This window comes from Desulfosporosinus acidiphilus SJ4 (assembly GCF_000255115.2).
In the GTDB taxonomy this organism is placed as follows: Bacteria; Bacillota; Desulfitobacteriia; order Desulfitobacteriales; family Desulfitobacteriaceae; genus Desulfosporosinus; species Desulfosporosinus acidiphilus.
On record NC_018068.1, the window covers coordinates 1,014,722 to 1,038,860 of the forward strand.

Annotated in this window: 20 protein-coding genes; 9 read left to right on the top strand and 11 right to left on the bottom strand. The window is 42.4% G+C overall.

Annotation, left to right across the window (positions count from 1 at the left end; all coding sequences use genetic code 11):
• Positions 1-57 precede the first annotated feature (57 nt).
• Positions 58-1,407 carry an MFS transporter gene (locus tag DESACI_RS04665; RefSeq protein ID WP_014826018.1) on the top strand — a complete coding sequence of 450 codons (1,350 nt, stop codon included), beginning with the start codon at positions 58-60 and terminating at the stop codon, positions 1,405-1,407.
• Between the two features lie 144 nt (positions 1,408-1,551).
• On the opposite strand, the gene DESACI_RS04670 is transcribed toward DESACI_RS04665, so the two are convergent.
• On the bottom strand, positions 1,552-2,541 hold the full coding sequence (locus DESACI_RS04670; protein WP_014826019.1) for a 2-hydroxyacid dehydrogenase: 990 nt from the start codon (positions 2,539-2,541) through the stop codon (positions 1,552-1,554).
• Between the two features lie 600 nt (positions 2,542-3,141).
• Between DESACI_RS04670 and DESACI_RS23445 the strand changes: the two genes are divergently transcribed.
• Positions 3,142-3,369 (top strand): glutaredoxin family protein, encoded by a 228-nt coding sequence (locus DESACI_RS23445; protein ID WP_014826020.1) that lies wholly within the window; start codon positions 3,142-3,144, stop codon positions 3,367-3,369.
• 809 nt (positions 3,370-4,178) lie between these two features.
• On the opposite strand, the gene DESACI_RS04675 is transcribed toward DESACI_RS23445, so the two are convergent.
• Positions 4,179-4,592, bottom strand: coding sequence for a YidH family protein (locus tag DESACI_RS04675; protein WP_014826021.1), 414 nt, complete (start codon positions 4,590-4,592; stop codon positions 4,179-4,181).
• A gap of 70 nt (positions 4,593-4,662) precedes the next feature.
• Positions 4,663-5,697, bottom strand: a complete 1,035-nt coding sequence (gene cax / locus DESACI_RS04680; RefSeq protein ID WP_041275965.1) for a calcium/proton exchanger — start codon at positions 5,695-5,697, stop codon at positions 4,663-4,665.
• Positions 5,698-5,964: 267 nt separating this feature from the next.
• Here cax and DESACI_RS04685 point away from each other — a divergent pair, with 267 nt between their 5' ends.
• From DESACI_RS04685 to DESACI_RS04705, 5 genes are all read left to right on the top strand, one after another.
• Positions 5,965-7,353, top strand: coding sequence for an FAD-binding oxidoreductase (locus tag DESACI_RS04685; RefSeq protein WP_014826023.1), 1,389 nt, complete (start codon positions 5,965-5,967; stop codon positions 7,351-7,353).
• A 4-nt stretch (positions 7,354-7,357) separates the two neighbouring features.
• Positions 7,358-8,641, top strand: coding sequence for a (Fe-S)-binding protein (locus tag DESACI_RS04690; protein WP_014826024.1), 1,284 nt, complete (start codon positions 7,358-7,360; stop codon positions 8,639-8,641).
• Positions 8,642-8,706: 65 nt separating this feature from the next.
• Entirely contained in the window at positions 8,707-9,993 is a 1,287-nt protein-coding gene (gene larAH10 / locus DESACI_RS04695; RefSeq protein ID WP_014826025.1) for an NPN-dependent 2-hydroxyacid racemase, LarAH10 family, read from the top strand.
• A 193-nt stretch (positions 9,994-10,186) separates the two neighbouring features.
• Entirely contained in the window at positions 10,187-10,555 is a 369-nt protein-coding gene (locus DESACI_RS04700; protein ID WP_014826026.1) for a hypothetical protein, read from the top strand.
• A gap of 694 nt (positions 10,556-11,249) precedes the next feature.
• Positions 11,250-12,047: a DUF4405 domain-containing protein gene (locus tag DESACI_RS04705; protein ID WP_014826027.1), complete on the top strand. Its 798-nt coding sequence runs from the start codon at positions 11,250-11,252 to the stop codon at positions 12,045-12,047.
• Positions 12,048-12,322: 275 nt separating this feature from the next.
• Here the strand turns inward: DESACI_RS04705 and DESACI_RS04710 are convergent, their stop codons facing one another.
• From DESACI_RS04710 to DESACI_RS04740, 7 genes are all read right to left on the bottom strand, one after another.
• Positions 12,323-13,015 (bottom strand): ABC transporter ATP-binding protein, encoded by a 693-nt coding sequence (locus DESACI_RS04710; RefSeq protein WP_014826028.1) that lies wholly within the window; start codon positions 13,013-13,015, stop codon positions 12,323-12,325.
• On the bottom strand, positions 13,009-13,752 hold the full coding sequence (locus tag DESACI_RS04715) for an ABC transporter ATP-binding protein (RefSeq protein WP_014826029.1): 744 nt from the start codon (positions 13,750-13,752) through the stop codon (positions 13,009-13,011). Before DESACI_RS04715 ends, DESACI_RS04710 begins: the two co-directional genes overlap by 7 nt.
• Positions 13,739-14,737, bottom strand: coding sequence for a branched-chain amino acid ABC transporter permease (locus DESACI_RS04720; protein WP_014826030.1), 999 nt, complete (start codon positions 14,735-14,737; stop codon positions 13,739-13,741). The genes DESACI_RS04715 and DESACI_RS04720 overlap by 14 nt, the downstream gene beginning before the upstream one ends.
• 16 nt (positions 14,738-14,753) lie before the next feature.
• Positions 14,754-15,632: a branched-chain amino acid ABC transporter permease gene (locus DESACI_RS04725; RefSeq protein WP_014826031.1), complete on the bottom strand. Its 879-nt coding sequence runs from the start codon at positions 15,630-15,632 to the stop codon at positions 14,754-14,756.
• Between the two features lie 72 nt (positions 15,633-15,704).
• Positions 15,705-16,961: an ABC transporter substrate-binding protein gene (locus tag DESACI_RS04730; protein WP_014826032.1), complete on the bottom strand. Its 1,257-nt coding sequence runs from the start codon at positions 16,959-16,961 to the stop codon at positions 15,705-15,707.
• A 515-nt stretch (positions 16,962-17,476) separates the two neighbouring features.
• Positions 17,477-18,397: a SufB/SufD family protein gene (locus DESACI_RS04735; RefSeq protein ID WP_014826033.1), complete on the bottom strand. Its 921-nt coding sequence runs from the start codon at positions 18,395-18,397 to the stop codon at positions 17,477-17,479.
• The gene (locus DESACI_RS04740; protein WP_014826034.1) at positions 18,378-19,130 is read right to left on the bottom strand and encodes an ABC transporter ATP-binding protein; all 753 of its coding nucleotides are present in this window, start codon (positions 19,128-19,130) and stop codon (positions 18,378-18,380) included. The genes DESACI_RS04735 and DESACI_RS04740 overlap by 20 nt, the downstream gene beginning before the upstream one ends.
• Before the next feature lie 157 nt (positions 19,131-19,287).
• Here DESACI_RS04740 and DESACI_RS04745 point away from each other — a divergent pair, with 157 nt between their 5' ends.
• A complete protein-coding gene (locus DESACI_RS04745) occupies positions 19,288-20,823 on the top strand; it encodes a L,D-transpeptidase (protein ID WP_014826035.1) in 1,536 nt (511 codons plus the stop codon).
• Positions 20,824-20,904: 81 nt separating this feature from the next.
• The gene (locus DESACI_RS04750) at positions 20,905-21,837 is read left to right on the top strand and encodes an alpha/beta hydrolase (protein ID WP_014826036.1); all 933 of its coding nucleotides are present in this window, start codon (positions 20,905-20,907) and stop codon (positions 21,835-21,837) included.
• 382 nt (positions 21,838-22,219) lie between these two features.
• Here DESACI_RS04750 and DESACI_RS04755 read toward each other — a convergent pair whose 3' ends face one another.
• Positions 22,220-23,515, bottom strand: coding sequence for a S1C family serine protease (locus DESACI_RS04755; protein WP_014826037.1), 1,296 nt, complete (start codon positions 23,513-23,515; stop codon positions 22,220-22,222).
• Positions 23,516-24,139: the final 624 nt, after the last annotated feature.

Genomic DNA, 24,139 nt, shown 5'->3' on the forward strand with positions numbered 1-24,139 from the left:
CTTTAATAAGGGTGCAGTATATGCAGTCCCGAATTTTATGGAGGAAGAGGAAGTAGTATGAAAATTAGTGAACGGCTGGAACAGTTGCCGGTTTCAAGGTTTCATTATGTTCTACTTATTACAGCGGGTTTAGGATGGATGTTTGATTCCATGGACACTGGAATTGTATCGTTTATTCTTCCGGTATTGATGAAAGATTGGCATTTGAGCCCGGAACAAATAGGAAACATTGGGAGCATCGGACTCCTTGGCATGGCCATCGGGGCAGTTATTTCCGGGACTATTGCAGATAGGATAGGACGCAAGAAGGTGTTTGCCTTTACTTTGCTGACTTATAGTATTGCCACAGGATTATGTGGACTTTCTTGGAATTTAACCTCTTTGCTGGTTTTCCGGTTCATCGTCGGTTTTGGACTTGGCGGGCAGCTGCCAGTTGCGGTTACGTTAGTCAGTGAATTTTCACCGGTTAAACACCGGGGTAAGTTTCTTGTCTTACTGGAGAGTTTTTGGGCTTTTGGCTGGCTGCTGGCTTCGGTAATTTCTTACCTGATCATTCCCAAGTTCGGTTGGCCAATTGCTTTCTTTATCGGCTTTCTCCCCGCTTTATATGTGCTATACCTGTGGCGGTCAATCCCAGAATCGCCCCGCTACCTTTTAAGCAAAGGACGAATTCAGGAAGCTGAAGCTATTGTGCTTAAAATAGAACGGGAATGCAATGTTACTTCAAGTAAGAAATTATCACCCGGTACAGATGCTCAGCAGATGAAGGAATCGGTGACTCAGGCTGATCAAGCGAAGTTTGCGGAATTGTTTTCTGCCGGACTCTTTAGGCGAACGGTTTTTCTTTGGCTTTTATGGTTTGGAATCGTCTTTTCTTACTATGGAATTTTCACATGGCTGCCCTCACTGTTAGCCCTTAAAGGTTTTTCTCTGACAAAGAGCTTTAGCTACGTTATGATTATGACTCTTGCCCAGATTCCCGGCTATTTTAGTGCCGCCTATTTGGTGGACAAAATCGGACGCAAAACAACTCTTGCCCTCTATGTTATGGGAACGGCTATTACTGCTTACTTTTTTGGACAGGGAACAACAGCTGCGGTCATTCTTACCATGGGTTCTCTAATGTCCTTCTTTAATCTAGGGGCCTGGGGAATTATTTACACCTATACCCCTGAACTATATCCAACACGGACAAGAGCTACTGGCTCAGGCTGGGCGGCAGGTTTCGGACGAATAGGGGGCATTTTGGCTCCTATTGTCGTCGGTGAAATGATTGGGAAGTTTCAAAACGGAGCTCAGGCAGTGTTTATACTTTTTGCCCTTGTTTTAGTGGCCGTAGTTTTGGATGTCGTAATTCTGGGTGAAGAGACCAAAGGACAGTCATTAGAAGAACTTGCCTCCGAATAGATTCCCCAGAATGATCAAGGGTGATCATTGATCAGAGGAGACTGAGCATCGGGTGAGCATGTAACCATAGTAACCATAGGGGACGGTCCTTCTAACACAAAAAGTGTGTTAAAAGGACCGTCCCCGCTGATTAACCCGCTGATATTATTTGTCGAATTTAGACTTGAACACTTCAGGGTTCAGACAGTTGGGAGGTAGTTCACCTTTCATGGCAGTAAGAATGTTGGAGGCGGCTATGGTGCCCATTTTAGTTCGGGTTTCTATAGTAGCGCTGGCGATATGCGGGCAGAGAGTAACATTGTTCAGTTCACTTAACCCTTCAGCTAATTTTGGCTCCCATTCGTAAACATCCAGGCCTGCTCCCCAGATCTCCCCGGTCTGTAACGCTTTGACAAGGGCTAACTCATCAACGACGGGGCCTCGGGAAGTATTAATTAAGATGGCTGTCTTTTTCATTTGTTTGAACTCTTTCTCGCCGATGAGATGAAATGTTTCGGGAAGAAGGGGGGTATGGATCGAAACATAGTCTGAATCTTGGAGAAGTTGATTCAAGCTTACATACTGCCCGCCGGTTTCCTTTTCAAACTGGGGATTGGGTGCTCTGCCGGTGTAGAGTATTTTCATGTCAAAGGCTTTAGCTCTTTTAGCAAAGGATAGACCGATTCTTCCCGGGCCTATGATGCCTACAGTTTTGTTCATAACGTCTTGTCCTAAAAACAGCATCGGTCCCCAGCCTTCATATTTGCCCATTCGAGTGTACTTGTCTGACTCGGCAACTCTTCGGGCAACAGAAAATAATAAAGCCCAAGCCAACTCGGCAGTAGTATCCGTGAGAACTCCTGGTGTGTTGGAGATCATAATTCCCCGTTCGGTAGCCGCAGGAATGTCGATGTTGTTATAGCCAACAGCATAGTTGGCAAAAATCTTAGCCTGGCTGGCTGCCTTGAACACTTCATTATCGATTTGATCTGTCAGCAAACATAAAACGGCGTCCCGTCCTTGAACTTTCTCTAAAAGAGTTGACTTGGGCAGAGGTTTCCCCAGACGATTTACTTCAAGGTCGCAATGTTCTGCCAGCATGTCTAAAGCTGGTTTGGGAATTTCATTTGTTACGTAAACATTCCATTTATTCATGTTAGACCTCCGGTTGTAAAATTTCATTATTTGGAAGTTATATCTTCAAAAGCAATCTTCGATATAGGTATTATTGGTTAAAGACTTAAGTTTATGTCTCCCGAAAGTCCTTGTCTAAATCATCAATTTATTTTGCTATAAATTACATGAAGTTAAGTGCTCATCGGTAGAATAAAGGAGAGTTAGAAATAGCGAAAAACAGTAAGAAACAGTAAGGCATCTACTATCGTGCTATCGCGGATTAAGGCTAAAACGAGGTTCGTTTTAAAAAAGACTGTTAATCGAACAGAACTGGAACGAAGGTTTAATGAGTTGCTAGTCTAAATCATGAACCTTAAACTGTCTTCAGTCAAGTGCAGTCATATTTGAATTTGGACCATTGCACTTGCCTGGCATACGTTGTCGTCAGAGAAACGTTTGGCCCGAATTCAAGCTGTTGTTATGGCCTTACGAGGCGGTCTGATTACGAAGTATTGCACTGTTGCCGGATAGAACGATTGAGAACTGACAAGATATTTACCTAAGTATTGCATCATGGATAAAAATTTACCCATGATGCAATACTTATACTTAGTCTAGGAAAAATAAGGAGGAAGTCGAATGAAAAATGTAACGATGTTTAGCAGCGATACCTGACCTTATTGCACTATGGCGAAGGAGTTTCTTTCGCAGCATAATATTTCGTATCAAGAACGAAATATCAGCACCGATCAGGAGGCCCTGAACGAGCTGGAAAGAAGGAACATTCGAGGAGTTCCGGCATTTATCGTCGGTAATGACACGGTGGTTGGCTTCAATAAGAATAAAATTCTCTCCTTGCTCCATTAAAGATGATATTTAGAAAGAGCGAATGGTTGCTTAGCTTTTAATTTAAGTACAGCATCTCAAAATAAAGACATTGCCATATTATGAGGACTCAAAAAAGACCTTATGAATATGGTTTTTTTGCGTAAAAAATACTGTTTATATTTAAATCAATACTCTCAGCAAGGAAGAGTACTATTTAAGTCTGTGAGGTTAGTACGCAACTTACATATTTCCAGGAACTATTTCCCAGGATAAATCAGTGAATTCGGGCCATACTACAGTCATAAGGGTACGTAATGGTCGAGCCAAGATTTATATATGCTTAAATGGTGTATATAAGTCGGCCAAAGATTATAGTCAGGTGCTAAAGACGCTTGTTTATAGTCGGCGGGAAGATTTTTTTTGGTAGGGAAAAGCTTTAAGGCAGTCTAACGATTGTTTTATGGTTCCAACTTATCAGAAAAAGTTGAGCTAAGATTTTGCAAGGTGTTGAAACTTGTACAATCATATATCACTAGATATATGCATGTATAAGAATGCGTCGGTTAGGTATAGCCGTGAGGTTGTGTCTAGCTCAGTAGATACCTTGTTTAGTCGAACGAACCATCAGTCTAGGTGGGAACTTGCTTAGCCTTAGTCGGAAGATTATTGTTAGGTGATAAACTATCTCTATTGGTGCTAGATAAGACCATTACGTACTCTTTTAATTTTTATAAAATCAGTGGGGCCGTTGCCAAGAACGGCCTCTTTTTTGGAATGTGTAAGGGGTGTGTAAGGGGGACGGTCCTATTAACACAAACGTGTTAATAGGACCGCCCCCCTTATCCCCCTTACACACTTTGCAGTAAATAGAATATCAAGAATGTGCCAACGGCTAAAACCGAAATACTGAGTAAAATATTGAGAAAGGACGATGGCTGATAAGTATCGGCACTGATTTGGGCATCAATACTCCTATATTTTAGATAGGCTAAGATACTCATTAAGGAGCCAAGGGCAACCAAAAAGATCCCAATCATTGATGAATACCCATGAGAAGGGGGTAAGGGGACATCGATATTTGACTTTTCGAGAACATAGGACATTTGCTTAAGGAACAAGGCGAAGCGCTCGACAACGAAACCAAAGCCCATAATTGCGATACTCGTTCTAATCCAGGCCAAAAACGTTCTTTCATTGGCAAGATGAAGACGTCGATTAATATTAGGTTCTAAAGCGGGGGTATCTTTTGTCAATTTCAGCATGATTTCCTCCTTTATAGTCATTGCCACAAGTATCTTTCAAATGCTGCTCAGATATAGCATGTTTTCATTATTACACAAAAAGAAAGGCTAAAGCCATAATTACATAAGATGCCAATAGCTGTGCGCCTTCCAGCCAATTTGAGCGGCCATCCATACTAATAATGGCTGTAATCACAGTTCCTAAAATAATGACAACGAGCTCATAACTTGTAAAAAGAAGGTCGATTGGCTTCCCGATAAAATAGCCAATAAAGACCAGCAAGGGAGCAACAAAGAGAGCAATTTGAGTGCTGGACCCGATGGCGATTTCCAAGCTGATTTCCATTTTGTTTTTTAGAGCCATCATAACACTGGTTGTATGTTCGGCAGCATTGCCGATAATAGGGATTATAATAACTCCGATAAAAAGTTCACTGATTCCTAGGGTGTTAACGACGGGTTCGATTCCCGACACCAGAAATTCGCTTTCCATGACAACAAGGATGGTAGCGGTTAGGAGAATAAGCAATGCTTTTAACTTTGTCCACTGAGGAGTACCTGAATGCTCTTGACTGGGACGAAAGACATCCTTATGAGTATGCAGGGAAAAGAGCAAACTTAGTAAATACACCAGGATTAAAACTGCGGCCACCCCGAGACTTAAGGGTTCGGCAGCAGGACTGGTATGTTTACTGAGAAAAATTGCGGGAATAATCAAGCCGGTAACAGCTAAGAGCAACATGGAAGTGTGCATGCCTGCGGCGGCCCTGTTGAACTTCTGTGTTTTAAATTTGAAACCTCCCAACAGCATGCTCAGACCTAAAACGAGGAGCAGATTGCCAATAATTGATCCGGTTATGGATGCCTTAACAACTTCGACGAGACCGGATTTTAAGGCAAAGAGTGTGATAATGAGTTCGGCGGCATTTCCGAAGGTGGCATTTAATAGTCCTCCAATACTTGGGCCGACATAAATAGCAATTTCTTCTGTGGCTTTTCCCATGTAGCCGGAAAGAGGAATAATACTTAAGCAAGCCGCCAGAAATGCCAAGACAGGCGAGCTGTTGGTAAGATGGAAAAAGATACTGACAGGGATAGCTAAAAGTAAAAAATTAAGAAGCTTCAAACCGGTATCCTCCTCGATGTTTTCTAAGGTCTGCCATAGACGCATTTATTAAAAGGATATTTTATCAAGTTAGTAAATATCTCATCAAGCACATTATGCAGCACCTTATTCCTGCGTGCAATGTCCTATTTACAATAATATATAACAGATCGTAAAATAATTAAGTGTTTTAAAGGATATTTAGTACGAATGGAGAAATATTTATGAATACGGCGAATTATAAAGGATATTGCTGAAGAGCCGGAGCCTAGCAGAGGGGGCAAAACATTGAAACCTGAAATCATTCAAGAACTAAACGCAATAGTAGGAGAAGAAAATCTTTATACGACTCTAGAGGACTTATATTGCTATACCTATGATGCATCTTTCATAAAAGCTGATATGAAAAATATTGCGGGTGTCGCGGTGTATCCGGGGACAACCGAAGAAGTTTCCAAGATTCTTACACTGGCTAATCGTGAAAAAATTCCCGTAGTTCCCCGGGGAGCAGGCACTAATGTCAGCGGAGGAAGCGTTTCAATCGGTGACTGCATCGTCCTTGTTCTGAAGAGAATGAATAAAATCTTGGAGATCGACAGAAAGAATCTTATTGCTGTGGTGGAACCGGGAGTAATCACCGGGCAATTCCAAAGAGAAGTGGAAAAACTCGGCCTCTTTTACCCCCCTGATCCGGCAAGCTTGGCTGTCTCAACCATGGGAGGGAATGTGGCAGAATGTGCCGGCGGCCCCCGGGGCGTAAAATACGGTGTAACCAGGGACTATATTCTAGGTCTTGAGGTGGTTTTGCCGACGGGTGAAATCATGACTACCGGCGGCAGAACGATAAAAAATGTCACAGGCTATGATATGACAAAACTTTTTACCGGTTCGGAAGGAACGCTTTGTGTGGTCACAAAAATTATTGTTAAGCTTATTCCCCTGCCTGAGGCCAAGAGCACTATGATGGCTGTTTTCTCTGAGATAGAGCAGGCTTCGGAGACAGTGTCGGAAATCATAGCCGGCGGTCTGGTTCCTTGTTCCCTTGAATTACTGGATAATATCTACATTAAAAATATTGAAGAGTATGCCAAAGTGGGGCTTCCCATCGAAGCCGGAGCTGTACTCTTAATCGAAGTGGATGGGGACTCTGAGATTCTGGCTAAACAGATTGGCAAGATTGAACAGATTTGCCGCCGCCTTGGAGCGGTTCAAATTCGGGTCGCCACCACGAAGGAAGAGGCGGAAGACTTATGGCTTGCTCGGCGATCCGCCTTTGCTTCGGTTTCTCGGGTGAAACCCACGATTATCGGGGAAGATGCAACGGTTCCGCGCAGCCAAATTCCGGTTGCAGTACGAAGAATCCAAGAAATTGCTGCAAAGTACAATATAATTATTGCCATTCTAGGCCATGCGGGAGATGGAAATCTTCATGCTACTATTCTAACCGATGAGATGGATCAGGAGGAAGCGTTAAGAGTTGAAAAGGCCATTGAAGAAATTTTCGTTCTCACAGTAGAATTAGGTGGTTCCTTAAGCGGAGAGCATGGCATCGGACGGGCAAAATCTAAATTTATCGCTTTGCAAACCGGCGAAATAGGTCTGGAAGTCCAGCGGAGGATTAAGCTTGCTCTAGACCCGAACAATATTCTAAATCCTGGCGTTATGTTTGGAGCGTGAGAAGATGGATCGTTCATTTGAGACTTGGGAACAAGAAGTCATCCGCTGCATACGCTGCGGCTCCTGCCAAAATGTTTGTCCTGTCTTTCGAGAACTTCAGGCAGAATCTACTGTGGCCAGGGGGAGAGTAAAGCTCATACGAGGGGCTATCAGCAAAGACCTTTCCTTAACCGAAGGGTTTATTTCCAAGATGTCCTTATGTTTAATGTGTAAAGCTTGTGTAGCTAACTGTCCAAGCGGCGTCAAGGTTGACAAGCTAGTAGAAGCTGCCCGCAGGGAAATCGTGAACCAAAAAGGGCTTTCTCCTCTTAAAAAGCTGGTTTTTCGGTGGGTACTTAAAAACCGGTGGATCTTTGAGACCGGAATGAGTACAGGGAGAATCCTCCAGAAGCTTGTTTTTCGCCCAGGTCCGGGCGGGCAGGGAATGCTGCCCAGGATGCCCTTGGGGATTGATCAAAGAAGGCTGCTCTCCCCGCTTGCTCCAAAACCCTTAAAGGCATTGTATCCGGAAGTTGTTACAGTTCCCAATCCACGGATGAGAGTGGCATTTTTCACCGGATGCATGATTAATTATATATACACGGACAGCGGAAGAGCGGTGATTAACGTTCTGAATCGTTTGGGAGTGGATGTTATCATTCCCAGACTTCAAAATTGCTGCGGAACCCCGGTGCGGATGAACGGGGATTACGAAACGGCGCGAGAAATGGCTCGGGCTAATATTGACGTCCTCTTGAAGGAAAAGGCGGATGGAGTGGTCGTCGCTTGCGGGACCTGTGGTTTAGCCCTTAAAGAGGAATATGCAGAGTTATTGCAGGATGACCCACGTTATGCGGAAAAGGCAAAACTTCTGGGAAAGATGGTCAAGGATTTCACGGAACTGGTGGTTCCCATGGAAGACTATCAAGAAAACCTAGGTGAACTTCCTCTCAAAGTTACCTATCATGATCCCTGTCATCTTGTGCGTGGATTGAAAGTAAGAGAACAACCCAGGGAAATTATTAAGCAAATCCCCGGGATAGAATTTATAGAAATGACGAAACCGGACACTTGCTGCGGCAGCGGTGGTTCCTTCAGTTTAGCTCATTATGAACTTGCGACAAAGATTAATAATCACAAAGTCGAAGATATCCGGCAAACCGGTGCGGAAGTATTAGTTACGGGATGTTCAGCTTGCCGCATGCACATTTTGGACGGATTTCATCGACAAGAGGCTGCCATTAGAGTGATGCATACTGCTCAACTTTTGGAGATGGCTTATGAAGCTAAAGAAAATAAAAAGGAATGACAGGTTTAGTTACTCCGTAGTTCGGATAATTAAGTCTAGCTCAGAGGTTCAAAGGGGGAGCGTTGATGAATTTCGTAAATCTAGCTTTTGGTAAAGAAATGTTAAAGTTTGAACTTCCGTCTGAGGTCAAAATTCAGCAGATTGAGGCTAAAAAAAGCCAGCCTATAACGAACATTGAAGAGAGCATTCGCCATGTATTAGCTCATCCGCTGGGCACTGCTCCCCTTAGAGAAGTCGTTAATTCCGGGGACAAAGTGGTTATTATTGTGAGCGACATCACTCGATTATGGGTTCGTACCGACGTTTTTCTGCCAGTATTACTGGATGTTCTGAACGAGGCAGGTATTCCGGATCAGGATATTTCCATTGTCACTGCCACTGGAGACCATCGCCTGCAATCGGATGAAGAACATAGGACCATTTGCGGCGCTATGGTTTTAGCTCGTGTTCCGATCTATGACCATGAATGTCAGGCCCAGGATCTTGTAGATTTAGGTCTGTCCTCAAGAGGGACTCCTATAAAAGTTAACCGCAGAGTGTGGGAAGCAGATAAAGTGATTTTAACCGGTGGCATAGCCTACCATTTATTGGCAGGGTTTGGCGGCGGGCGTAAATCCATTGCCCCAGGAGTGTGCGGTTATGAAATGATTCAGAAAAACCATGCCTTGGCTCTGGCGGCGGCCGGAACTAGTGGATTGCATCCGAATATTAAGACGGGAATCATGGAAGGCAATCCGGTTTCCGAAGATATGTTAGAAATCGCCCGTAAAGTTGGCGTGGATTTTATTCTCAATGTGGTTGTTAACGAACAAAAGGAGTTTGTCTACTTAGCGGCAGGGGACCTTTATGAAGCTCATCTTGCCGGATGCCGCGTGGTTGAAGATATTTTTGGCATTGAAATTGCTGCAAAAGCAGACGTCGTTTTTGTCTCCTGTGGGGGATATCCTAAAGATATTCAGCTTTACCAAGCAATTAAAGCTTTAGATAATGCTTCTTATGCCGTAAAAGAAGGCGGTGTCATTGTTTTGCTCAGTGAATGTTCCGATGGAATAGGTTCCCATCCCTTCGAGGAGTTTTTTAAGTATGGTGATGTGGAAGAAATGAGTGCTAAGCTTCATCAAGACTTCATAATGCCGGGTTTTGTCAGTTTGAGAACGGCAAGTATCTGTCGTAAGACCCCGGTGATTTTAATCAGTTCCCTGCAGGAAGATGTAGTCAGAGGAATGGGGATGCACCCTGCATCTCTACCGGAGACGGCTTGGCAAATGGCTGCAGAGCTATTGGGGCGGAAGCCGGAACTTGTTTATGTAATGCCTTATGGAGGAAGCACTTTCCCTATTATAAGAGAGTAATTTTTTTAAATTTTCCTCGATTTCCCTTTATTTAGAGGACGCCGTCCATGGCTGCCTCTGAATAAGGGAGCGCACGACTTTACTTGACACAAAGATTTACGAACTTAATAAAAATGGCACTGGCGAGACGCACGAATTTAACCATGAACGAAAGTAGGATAATGTTTTTTAATAGGGAGGAGGGATAATTTAGTTGTTTATAGCTTTAAAAAGTTGCAAACTGCTAAAAATATTTTGGATAATCCTATTGGTTGGTATTTTGATAGGTATATATTCTTGGTTAAATCTTGCATTTTCGATTGACCTTAAAAAGTTCTGGTTAGTGGGCATTGTTTTATCATTTTTACTTGTGCTTATTCTCCATCAATTAACAAAATTGTGGATAATACCAATAGTAGTGTTCCTTCTTGACTTGATTTATCATTTTAAGTTTCCATATACCGGTGAATTATTTATAACTTACTATTTAGTTGATATACCTTTTCTTGTTCTAACTATTTTATTTACAATCTGGATTTATATTTTGAGAAAGATTAAAAATGGAATTAAAGAAGACAACTAAACATATACAGTAAAACGATTAAGAATACCATGTATTCTTCCTATATAGCGTCACAATCTGAGTTTCCAGAATTTTAAACCATGAGGTACTCGTAAGATTAAAGCAACAGGTGGAAATAACTCGGAATGCCAGCGTTCACATGATATCGTAAAGGGGTTCTCAGGAAAATGGTAAAAATAAGAAGTGCTAAAGCAAACGAGTATGATAGTAGGCTAAGGAATTTTATGTTAAGATGGGGCAATGCCTTGCGGAGAAGTAGAGTCTCTCCTTGAAAAGGGACGAATAATCCCTCAATTAATTTATACAGTAGCCAGCTAAAAATTTGATTTTTATATAGTCTTGGTGTAAGTGCCCATTTATCAAATAGAATTCGAGAGCTGCCACAATGTATATGGCAGTTCTTTTCATAATCCATTATCGGACTCTAATGCAGGGGCCTTGCCAAAAGCCCCAATTATCTAAGTAGAGACACGACGATTTTCAGCGAATCTTCATGTGCTTTTCAGATTAAATTCAGGTAATTGGATTATTATAATTTTATTACAGAATCAATTTCATATTTAGTTATTTCAATGAAGAAAACTACTATGTAGTGACATTCACTAATTTTTATCTATAGGGTGTTATCAATACAATTTTTAGTCATATGAATTGATTCGGATATGAAATACGTGAAGGGTAAGGGAGTTTCATTATGCTGAAAAAGGATTACATTAAATTTGGGCTGGATATTATTATCGCTCTAATCTTCGCATTGCTTTATAATACACGCGTTTTTGGAGGATTAGCTTTCCACGAAATAATGGGATTAGGAATAGGGGTAATATTTCTGGTGCATGTCCTGCTTAACTTGCAATGGGTTAGAAAAGTTACACGAAGATTATTTGATCGTAACTTGCCGAGTAAAACCCGCCTTAGCTGCGTCATAAACGTTTTGCTGTTGCTCTCGATGGCATTTACTATCATAAGCGGACTTATGATCTCAAGAATATTATTTCCCGGGTTAGGTTTAGCGAATCAACGAACGTTTCATGGCTTGCATGTTGGTTTTTCCTATCTAACCCTTGTAATCGTTGGAGTTCATGTTGGACTTCATGGGCAATGGATAATGACTATAATTAAAAAGGCATTAAATGTGAAAAAATCAAACAAAATTATTGTCGGGGTTAAAGTCGCCTTAGCCCTGGTTATATTGCTTGAGGGTACCCAATTACTTTCAAGCCAATTTGGCAGCGATATAGCACAGATAGGAACGAGCATTAGTACGTCACAACAAGTGCCGACCAATAAAGTTAGTGGCCAATTCAATGAGAATAATACATTTGACGGTAACCTTCATGGGGGGGATAGGCACGCGGAGGGCGTGAGCGGTGATAGAGGACGGGACGGAAATGCAAATACGACAGGTGCGATAATAACCTATTTAGGTGTAATTGGTGGAATAGCAGTACTCACACGTTATTTTGAAAAGCAAGTCATTAAAAGGACCTGAGCATAGAACTATATACTATGAAGTCTTCGGATATCAAGCAATAGTTTTGACAGAGTCATTATTATTTTAGATTATGACGCTTGAGGAACATAATTTGTAAGCTTTGCTAGGGTTTTGGTTTTATTAGTCTGATGAGAATAAGGCAGCAGTTTTATCAAAAGAATGATTTAGTTGTGTTTCGGATTAATGAAGCAACATAGTATGCCGTCAGCACTTTTCAAGAAGAAGCGTGACGGTTTACTATGTCTAAGGTAGCCTCTGCTCTGCTTTATTCATTATACAAGCAAATATTTTGTCCTTATTTCTTCATTTTCGGATAGGGCTTCAACCGTTCCCTCGAAACGAACTTGACCGCGTTCAAGGATGTAACAGCGATTTGCTAATTTGAGGGCGGATTTTAGATTCTGTTCAGCTAAGAGGATTGACATCCCTGTGGAACAAAGTTCCGAAATTTGCCCTTCAAGCTCTCGGACAATTAATGGGGCAAGTCCTTCTGTCGGTTCGTCTAAAAGCAAAAGGTCCGGATTACCAAGCAAGGCACGGGCAATACTGAGCATTTGCTGCTCACCGCCGCTTAAATTGCCGCCGCGGCGATTTTCATATTTCTTAAGTACCGGGAATAAGTCGTGTACTTTATCAATGGTCCAGCTGCCGGTTCGAATGCCGGCAGCAATCTCAAGATTTTCCCGGACAGAGAGATCGGAGAATATCCTGCGGCTGTCAGGAACATAACAAATTCCTAATTTAACCAAACGATTGGTGGGGGTTTTAGTGATATTCTGACCGCGAAATGTTATTTGACCTGATTTGGGCGGAACGATTCCCATGATGCTTTTAAGTGTGGTTGTTTTGCCCACACCGTTTCGACCCAGAAGAGCTACCACTTCTCCTTGAGCGACGTTTAAGGATAAGCCGAATAAAATATGACTCATACCGTAATAACTGTGAATGTCCTTGATTTCTAGCATACTCCAGTTTCCCCCAAATAGGCATTTTGCACAGATTTATCGTTGCGTATATCTTCGGGCAGGCCTTGAGCAATGGTCTGCCCTTGGTGCAGGACCATGATTTTTTGGGCAACATCGAAGACAAGATCTGTGTCGTGTTCAGTAAGCAGTATGGTCAGGCCTTCATCCTGAGACAATCGTTTAATGAGATGAACAATTTTTTGGGTTTCATCAGGAGACATTCCAGCCGTAGGTTCATCCAAGAGAAGGAGTTTTGGCTTGCTTCCAAGTGCTATGGCAATCTCCAGAACCTTTTGGTCGCCATAGGAAAGAGAGCTGCATAATTGATCCTTAAATCTTACAAGTCCAAAGCTAGCGAGAACTTCCAGAGTCTCTTCCCTCAGAAGTCTTTTGGCCGGTTTAAACAATTTTCGCTCAAGACGATGTCGGGCTAGGACAGCAGTTTGGATGTTCTCCAAGACTGTTAAACTAGAAAATATATTAATAAGCTGAAATGATCTCCCGATACCACAGTGACAAATTTGATAAGGGGTACATTTCGTGATATCTGTATCCTGGAAACGGATAGAGCCTGAATCGGCAGTTAAATGACCTGTAATAAGATTAAACAGCGTGGATTTCCCGGCACCGTTGGGCCCAATGACAGCAACGACTTCTCCCGGGGGAACAGAAAGGTTAGCATTTGCTATGGCTTGATAACCGTCAAAGGATTTTTTTAGTTGATCAATTTGGAGCATCAGAACTTTCTCCTCTCTGTCTTTGCCCTTGAATTTTGTCAGCAACAAAACCGAGAATTCCTTGAGGTAAGAATAGTACTAAGATCAGCAAGAGAAAGCCGAGGACTAAAAGCCAATATTCAGTGTAAAGTCCCACGATCATGGAGATAAGAACCAGGATAGCGGCACCTAATGTTGGTCCGAGGAAAACTGTCAATCCCCCCATCAGACACATAATTAATATTTCGGCTGACTTACTCCAGAACAAGAGGGAGGGTGCTACGGAACGCTCGATCAGTACAAAAAGTACCCCGGCTACTCCGGCGAAGAAACCTGCTATCACAAAGGCGATGAGACGATGTTGTTTGACATTGATCCCAATGCTTTCCGAGCGCACCGGATTGTCTCGGGTTGCCAACAAAGTGAGACCAAAAGGAGATTTAGTGATCAGATAGAGAATAACCAGCGAAAGGAGCAGAACCAAAAGAGTTGTGTAATAAACAGAGTTAATTGACGTCAGAAAATCCGGCACAGGAACAGCATGAATTCCATTATCGCCGTTGGTAAGGGCATTCCAGCGGTAGACAATCGCCCAAACCAACTGCCCTAAGGCTAAGGTGAGCATACCAAAATATAGTCCTCTCAAACGGACACAAAACCAGCCAATCACTAAGGCAGCCACTGCCGCCAGGATAGGTCCCAGGATGACTGCCACGGCAAAAGGCCAAGTGGTTTTGGTCATAACGACAGCGACAGTATAAGCTCCGATGCCGTAAAACACTCCATGGTGTAAGTGAAGCAGTCCTCCGTAGCCTAATACTAGATTCAAGCTAGTTGCCAGCAACGCTGTCGTGAAAATGGTGGCTAACAAATAACTATAATAAGGTGGAACCATCGTTGGAATAAAGAGGAGAATTATGATTCCAATCATAGCTAGTCCAAAACCCAGAAGGTTTGGAATTTTGCTTTGGGTTGTTTTTACTAAGGGGCTATTATTTTCTGACATACATGGTTTCCTTTCTCTACCAGACAGATTTCAATAAACCGGAAGGCCTGAAAATAAGCAGAATTCCTGCGATTATATAAGGAAGAACAATAGAGACACTGGGGATGAACAAAACTCCGATGGCCTCCCCGACTCCTATAATGATTGAACTGATAAGGGCTCCCCAGATATTACCTAAGCCACCAATGACTACAATTAAGAAGGCATAAATGAGAATATTAGCATCCATCCCCATAGAAATAGCAGTTGTAGGAGCAATTAGGGTTCCTCCTAATCCTGCCAGCCATCCTCCCAAAGCAAAAACCAAAGCAAAGACGCGAGTGCTGTTGATGCCCAGAATGTCTACCATCTCCCGGTCAGTTGCCGTTGCCCGGCATATTTTGCCCAGATGAGTTTTGGCTAAGAAGAACCATAATCCGAGTGCCACCAGAGGCCCGATGAACAGCAGGAAAGCATTATACACTGGGAGAGAAGTCCCCCATAAGGATATAGAACCTCTTAGCCCTGCCGGGATATTCATGGATTTATATTCGGCTCCCCAAATAATTTTAACTGCGTCGCCGGTAATAAGCACAAGGGAATAGGTTAAGAGCATTTGAGTTAAGTGATCTCGATTATAAATGAAACGCAGCAAGCCCCGTTCTATGATGAGACTTATAATCATCACGATAAGGGGAGCGACAAGCAGAGCCAGCCAGAAGCCATAATGACCTTGACCTAAGGAGGTCGAGACGGTGTATGCGATAAATGCTCCCAGCATATAAAGCGATCCGTGAGCAAAATTTGTAATCCGCAGAACTCCGAAGATAAGAGTAAGTCCCGCGGCGACGATAAAGAAAATCATTCCTCGGCTGAGGCCTATTAACAACTGGTTTAAAAGAGTTGCTATATCCATGTGTCTATCCCCTGTCTTCTAAGGTTGAGAAATGGGCGGTACCTTGCGGTACCACCCATGAATACGTTCTCTCTATTTCTTCGTATTAGCTCTTGCTTTTTGAATATCATCAAGGGTAGGCATAATTTCATCGGCACTTAACGTGTGGAGGTCTACGGCACCGATTTTTCCGTCCACTTTGCCAATGACCCCATAGGACATGGGAATCTCCACCTGATGATCTTCTTTACGAATAGTGGCCTTGCCGACTGGTGTATCAATCGTTAAGCCTTCCAGGGCATCGATGATCTTTTCTTTGTCAGTACTCCCGGCTTTTTCAATGGCCTGGCCTAAGAACTGGCCGGCCATATAACCGTATAAAGCAAAGGCTGCGGGTTCACGGTTGTATTCCTTTTTGAAGGCGGCAACGAAAGCTTTGTTGGCCTCAGTGTCCGGGTAGTTGTAGAGATAGGGATTTGTCCCTAAGACTCCAATGGGGGCCTGGTCGCCCAAGGGTCTCAAGGTTGCAGGGTCATAACAGGTATGAGCCCAGACCGGTATATCTTGAACTAAGCCGGTTGCCTTGACAGCTTTCATAAAGGCCACCATATCGGCTCCTCCGGTGCCTACCACGAGAAGATCGGGTTTCTTGCTGCGAATGGCGTTAATGTAAGGGGTGAAATCTGTTTCACCGACCTGCCACCAAGTTTCCCCCATTTTTTGAATACCCGGATCAATTGTTTGCAAGTTTGACCAAAGGTTGTTAATGACTGAGTGACCGTATTCATAATCGCTGCCGGCAAACCAAATCTTTTTGTAGGGTGTCTTGGAGATTTGGACAGCTCCTGCTTTGCCGATAATGGCCGTATTGGGCAAAGTACTAAAGACGTAGCGGTGACCGTCTGCCCCGGTTACTTTGTCACTCATCCCGCCCCAATCAATGAACGGAACTTTGTTTTCCTTGGCGTATTGAGAAACAGCTAAAGAGCCTGCGCTATTAGTGGTTCCTGCCAGGAAGTCAACTTGATCACGCATAACTAACTCTTTTGCCCAGCTTGTTGCTTTGTCAGGTTTAAACTCATCATCGCGGGTTACAAAATCAATCTTAGGTCCGCCTTTAGCCTCAATTTCCTTGACGGCCAACTTAAAACCATCTAAAGAATCTTTGGCATAGACGGAGGCCCCTCCGGTATATGTATCGACGATTCCCACTTTAACAGCCTTTTGGCCCGATGATGAGGTTGGAGTATTTCCACACCCTGTTACCAGCAAGGCCGTCGTTAACAGTAAAGAACCTATACGCATTAAACTGCTGGATTTTCCTCTTGCTTTTCCTACCATTCTAACCATACTATTTTCCTCCATCCTAATTCTCAGCTTTAGAGAATTGCTTTGTCTTTTAGTTATTAAAGATCAAAAGGCAATCGGATTTTCCGTTCTACCATCCTTCCTTTCTACCAGTGAACTTCTAGGGACTTGCAATAAATTGTTAAGTTTTGGCTAGCAAGCTTGTTAAGATTATAACAGGTGAGTTTGAAACAGACAATACTTTTTTACTGTGTAATACTACAATTTCTCAAACCCTAATTTCTCAAACCAACTTCTTAAACAAATAGTTAAAAGCAATAAAGAGCAAAACAAAGAAAAGAAAAGAAAGAAAGGACCAGAAAAGCCCAGAAAAGCCCAGAAAAGCCCAGCGACTGCGCCCGAAAAACTGCCCACGCACTTATAGCCTAGGGCAACTACTGTATTTGCGGGATAGGGCTCTGCTTAACTAGAGAAAAAACAGGCTGGAGAACTAAAAAAGTTCTTCAGCCTGTTTTTGGGGCAACCGCTTATAATGCAATTAATTCAGTTAAGGCTGGTTACTTTAGGAAACCGTTAAGGATGGTATCCTCTGCTTCCGATTCTGAGAATCCCAGGGACATCAGCTTAATTAATTGTTCTGATTCAATTCGGCCGATGGCGGCTTCATGGATCAATTGTGCTTCACTGTGATGGGCGGAAATTTTCGGAGTAGAGAGGACTTGAGCATTGTGCATGATGATAGCATCACATTGAATATGACCTCGGCCCTTATTGCGTCCAACTAAGTCAAAATAAAATTCCTGTTTGGAATTGTCCTGGGCGACGGAGCGAGAGATAATCTGGGCCGAAGAATCTGCCCCTATTAATTCAACGGTGATGTTAGACTCCGCATCTTGGTCCTTGTTAGTAAGAAGACGTTCAGTGATGACAAGCTTAGCCTTATCCATAAGCCGAATCTCGGTGTCTCTTTTTGTGTGGTCGATTCCTTTGATCTGAACCATTTCAAGTTCCACCACAGCACCCTCTTCGGCTTCAATGATTGTCTTGGGATTAAGAACCCGTTCACCGGTTCCTTCTCCCTGGCCGTAGTGTTTTTCGACGTACTTAAGTTTTGCTCCGCGGCGGACAAAGAAATTGTGGATTCCGTCGTGTTGGGACTTGTGGCTTCCGCAATTATGAATTCCGCAGCCTGCAACAACTACGACATCAGAGTATTCCCCGATTTCAAAGGTGTTATAGACGACATCATTGATTGATTCTTCAGTGACAATTACAGGAATATGGACACTTTCGCCTTTAGTATACGGTTTAACGATTACGTCAATGCCGGGTTTATCCGTTTTCGTAACGATGTCGATATTGGCGGTAGTATTTCTCTGAACGCCAGCACCATTCTTGCGAATATTGAAAGCTCCCTGTGGTATTTCATGAAGGTCTGCCACCTTCTCTAACATTTGTTTATCCAGCGCATTGAGCATTTTGATTAACTCCTTTCGCGCAGTTTGAACCGCAAAGACAAGAATCGTTATTTAGGATTTTGGCTAAAATTGTGTCACGTTCGGATTGCTCACTAATCCTTCCGCCAGACAATAAAATAATTTCATCAGCCAATTCCATAATGCGTTCTTGATGAGAGATAATCACGATTGTGGTATCGTATTTCAGATGAATGTTTTTGAATGTTTCGGCAAGCTTCTGGAAGCTCCATAAATCAATACCAGCTTCCGGTTCGTCAAACACCGCCAGCTTAAGGTTTCGGGCGAGTACCGTGGCGATTTCAATTCGTTTCATTTCGCCGCCGGATAGACTGGTATCAACATCTCTGTTGAGATAATCCTGGGCACATAGCCCTACATCAAAGAGCAAATCACAAATATTTATGTTTTCGGGGTTATGCGAAGCTGCCATTTTAAGGAGTTCTTTTACTTTGATCCCTTTAAAGCGGGGTGGATTTTGGAAGGCATATCCTATTCCCAAACGGGCTCTTTCGGTAATACTCAGGTTCGTAATATCTTGTCCATCAAGTAAAAGTTTTCCTGCAGTAGGGTTATAAACTCCCATAATTAATTTGGCTAGAGAAGATTTCCCCCCACCATTGGGTCCGGTAATAACATATATTTTTTTCTCAAAAAACTTCAAATTAATCTCTTTGAGGATTTCGACCCCTTTATCCTCATTGAGGCCCAGAGACACATTCTGGATTTCCAGCATTGTTATTCCTCCTTAGTTTATCTAGGTTCAACAATAACATAATCCGACATTATATTGTAGAGGATATCGTAATTATTTTCAAAAAAAACCCAAGTTCTTATTGTACGAGCTCTTGAATAATGTTTATGAGTGACGTATGAATGAGGAGGGGGCATTTTTGGAACCTGTTTCCAGACTCAAGATAAAGGACAACCTTATACCGGTATCCCCTGGTTACTTCTTGGCAAAGAGCGATCCGTTATTTTGGCGTAAACTCTTAAAAAGAAAACCAGAAGATGCAGAGGCCATGTATCACGTGGCTTTGGAAATTGAGCAAATTGCTAAAAACAATTTAGAAAAATACATGATAACCAATACGGAAGCATATTTAAGCACTTATCGCAGAGTGATTAATGAGGCTTTTGATTTACTGAAGAAATCTTTTGGCAAGGGATATTTGAAGGCTAGGGCAGAGACTTTAAGAATGCAAGAAGAAATTAAAACGACTGAAAAAAGATTAACGGTACTAAACAAAAAATCAACTCGGGGTAGTAAGGCGCTTATATATTTCTTTTTATCTGTAATTATCGGACTCTTATTATTAATAGCTTTCCTAATTTACAACAGGTCTTCAACTACCTATCTTGAGAATCAGCGATATACATATTTGCTGCCCTATGAAGTCGTTGAGAAAAAGGATTTAGTCCTCCCGCAGACAGACTTTGAGCCGATCACTATTCAGGTAAAACGGAATATAAGTAAACAACTCCTAGTAAATCAGCTTATGGAAACCATGAAACGAGATTATGATAAAAACCCCCAGGCCGGTAAGCTGGTAGTGGCTGTGGACGAAGATCAAAAAGACGTAGGAATTGCTTATTGGGAGGGCGAAGATAAGGAGATCGAAGTCTATGTCTATCCTTCTGACCCTATTACTGACCTGAAGACAGAAGAAAACTCTCAATTGTTGGAGGCAACGACGGTCATTAGAAGTGCTTTATACCAATTTATCAGAAAGAATGGATATATGCCCAAAGATTTGACGATCTTAACCCAAGCCTATCCTAATAATTATTTATCAGAGCTGCCGAAAAACCCTTATAACATGAAAAATAACGTCACAACCTCTCCCTCGGGAGATGCGGGGTGGCTTTTTTTCCCTTCCGTGGTCTCCTCTAATATGGATTTAGTTTCTGTCGTTCAACAAGCGATTAAACCCAGTATTCCCAAAGGTATAAACCTTCCCTTTGCTCCGCTGGAGATCAGTATTAATAAGATAAACCATGAGCTTTGCGTTATGTCGGGGGACGAACCAATAAGGAAGTATACGGTCGCTTTGGGGAAAAACGATTTAACTCCTGAAGGAAGATTACAAATTACTAAAAAAATTGTGAATCCTGATAAATGGGTGCCTAAGACGGACAACGTCTATGGGTCAAGGGGTATGGAGTTGTCGAATCCCAACTTTGCTATTCATGGTACGAATTCCCCCGATAGTATTGGTAAGGATGTATCTTTAGGCTGCATTCGTTTAGACAATCCTCAAATGGAAGACCTTTATGCCCTAACGCCTCTCTATACTTCAGTTAATATTTCCAAGGCCCCGACGCCGGAAGTGAATCTTGAGAGTGATCCTAGGCCCTGTTTAGCGCTTTACGGACATTCTGACATCGCCAAAGAAGAGGATTCGAATTTTTATCACTGGGGTGGATAATTGAAAAAGTATTATTTTGAAGGAAATATATTAAGAAAAGCGAATTAAGGAGTTGATGTTTAATAGATCGGAGGAATCTTTGTGATTTCGCAGAATTTTACCTTCAAGTCCCAAGAAGGAACAGAAATCTTTGTTTATACATGGATGCCGGATAAAATGACCAATGCCAGAGGCATCGTGCAAATAGCTCATGGTATGGCAGAAACGGGCGCGAGGTATGAAAGGTTTGCTGAGAAATTGACGGATCACGGCTATATTGTTTATATCCATGATCATCGCGGCCATGGAAAAACCGCAAAGACCGTTGAGAATCTTGGTATTCTGGCCGAATCGGAAGGGTTTAAATGGCTTGTTGAAGATCTTTATCAACTAAGTGAGATTATCAAACAGAATCATCCTGAATTGCCTTTGTTTCTCTTTGGTCACAGCATGGGTTCTTTCGTAACTCAAAGATATATCATGCTCTATGGCCGGAGGCTAAAGGGGGTAATCATATCCGGCTCCAACGGCAGGCAAGGAATCCTGCTTTCCTTGGGGATATGCCTTGCCAAAGCTGAATCTAAGAAACACGGACGAAAGGCCCGCAGCGAGAAACTTACTAATTTGACCTTAGGGAGTTATAACAAGAGTTTTAAACCTAATCGAACGAAATTTGATTGGTTAAGCAGGGATACGGCGGAAGTAGATAAGTTCATCCAAGACCCTTTCTGCGGAACAACTTTTACTGCAGGCTTCTTTGAGGATTTACTGACAGGACTTAAAGAAATTGAACATAAGCCTAATCTGGCCTTGGTGCCTAAAGAGTTGCCGGTTTATATAGTATCAGGGGAAAAAGATCCTGTCGGTAAAAACGGTCGGGGAATTTTAAAGTTATTCAATACGTATAAGAAATTGGGTCTTCACGATGTAACCTACAGATTGTATAAAGATGGACGTCATGAGATGCTGAATGAGACCAATCGGGAAGAAGTTATGAATGATATCATCCTTTGGTTAGATGAGCATTGCCGTTAGGAAACTTTATAGGTCATATAGTCTGGGTTTCCAGAGCACATGCGACATAATAATAGGAAGAAAATTGAGGAACGTTCATGAGGGCTGAAAAGTTTAAGGGGTTGTGTAAAAACTTAACTCGGAAAACAAAAGGTGGGGCAAAATAGCCAAAGGCGTTATCATTTCACTGCTATAGTGGAGTGACAACGCCTTTCTTTAGTGATTAGGGAAGCAATAGTTGGAATGCAATGCGGGCAAACAAGTTTTGGCACAGTACCATGCTTTACTTTATACTGTCAGAAAATATAACCTTGGGCTGTATACATTCATCAAAAGACCATCTTCAATAATTGGGTTTACCGTCTCACTTTTTTCGGTGGGATAGAGTTGTCAGTTAATTTACTTATTGATTTGAAGAGATTTCCCCAAGAGTTGCTTGAACGGTTTTTGTTTTGCCGTCACGCACGAAGGTTACTGATATTTTACTGCCCACAGAATATTTATAGAGTTCATGAACCAGGTCCGCAGAACTTTGAACTTGGGCATCATTGATCTTTGTGATGACATCACCTTTGATGATTCCGGCTTTATCAGCAGGACCATTGGGGGTTACACTGGAAATATAGGCACCCAGAGGAAGGTTATTGTCTTGAGCGTAAGAAAGATATTGATCATTTGTGGTCACTAAAAGGGCAGGATGTGTTGCCACACCGGTCTTAATCAATTGTTGTATTGTGGGCAGAGCATCGGAAATGGGGATTGAGAAGCCCATTCCCTCAAAGCCGGATTCTGCGTATTTGGCAGAATTTATGCCGATAACGTTTCCTTGGTAATCTACAAGAGGTCCGCCGCTGTTTCCAGGATTGATTGCCGCATCCGTTTGAATGAGATTAAAACTGGACTCTCCTTGGATGTCAAGGGTACGGTCTGTAGCTGAAACAACGCCAGCGGTCACAGAACGGGCAAATTCGGCACCTCCGGGATTACCGATGGCCACAACGGGTTCTCCGACTTCTAGTTTGCTCGAATCTCCTAACTTGACTGCAGTCAGGTTTTTCGTGTCGGGAATTTGTAAAACAGCAAGATCTGTGCGCGGATCAGCTCCCACGACCTTTGCCACTTCATTGCGTCCGTCGCTTAAGCTCACGGTGATCTTCTGTGCCCCATCGATGACATGATTATTAGTAACAATATATCCTTTTTGGGCATCAATAATAAATCCTGAACCGCTGCCGGCCTCCTGGAGATTTGTATTGCTGCCGAAGACACTTTGGCTGGACTGGAAATTGGAAACCCCTACCACTGCGGGACCTACCTCTTTAGCGATTTCAGAAACGGGAAAATTAGTCTGATTTGAGGAAGAAGCAGTAGAAACTTGAGCAATGGAGCTCGTTGTTTTTGCAGAAGCAGAGGGAGCGGCGGTGGTAGTTAAAGCGTTTGTAGGATAAATCGCCGGAACTACAGCCACTGCGCTCAGTGCTCCAATGACGGCACTCATGACACAAAGCCCAGCCGTAACAGCAAATCTTCCGGGAAGTTTTTTCTTGCCGGACAGAGGCGGAGTAAATCGTGAATTATACTCCTGGTTTGAATTGTTCGGTTGATTTAAGTTAGTATCTTGATTTAGGTTAGTGCTTTCTGCAGGCTGCACTTCAGGCTGCACCTCATCTGTTTTAGTTAAGCGGATTTCTTCGTCCATGATTAATTCCTCCCAATTAAAATTAGCTATATGTCGATCCGAGTGGTTCATAAGTCATAAATTTTATTACCTTGCAGATATAAGTTTTTAAAATCGACGTTGTTGATTACTACTCAAGGATAACTCAAAGTTGTGAAGCAAAAAGGTTCAAAATGTGAATTTTTTTTGGAGTATACGTTGAGAAAGTGTGAAGATGCTTAGCAAAACTCGATTCTGAAAGACAAAAGAAGGCCAAATAATAAGGATTTGGCCTTCTTTTGTCTTTCGCTTATATGTTAATGATCTAAAGGATAAATTACCAAGCTATTGACAATCTATAGACTTACATTTGTGTAAATATTAGGATTTAATTAGGAAGAATATAGATTTTAAGTTTAATATTTATAGCTTAGCGATGAGGCATATATTTCTTGAATAAGTTATAGCGTAATAATATTAGCGCCAGCTAAGTATCATGTTAGGTCACACCATTACCTAATCCAAAGAAAATGAATTACTGTGAATAAGGGAGTAATCAGGAGATATTGAAAAGACACTAAGGGGGGGTCTTAAGTTTCTGTTAACTACTATAAAAACTAATATTTTTAAAATCGTAGAATACATTTAATAACAAACAATGCTGGG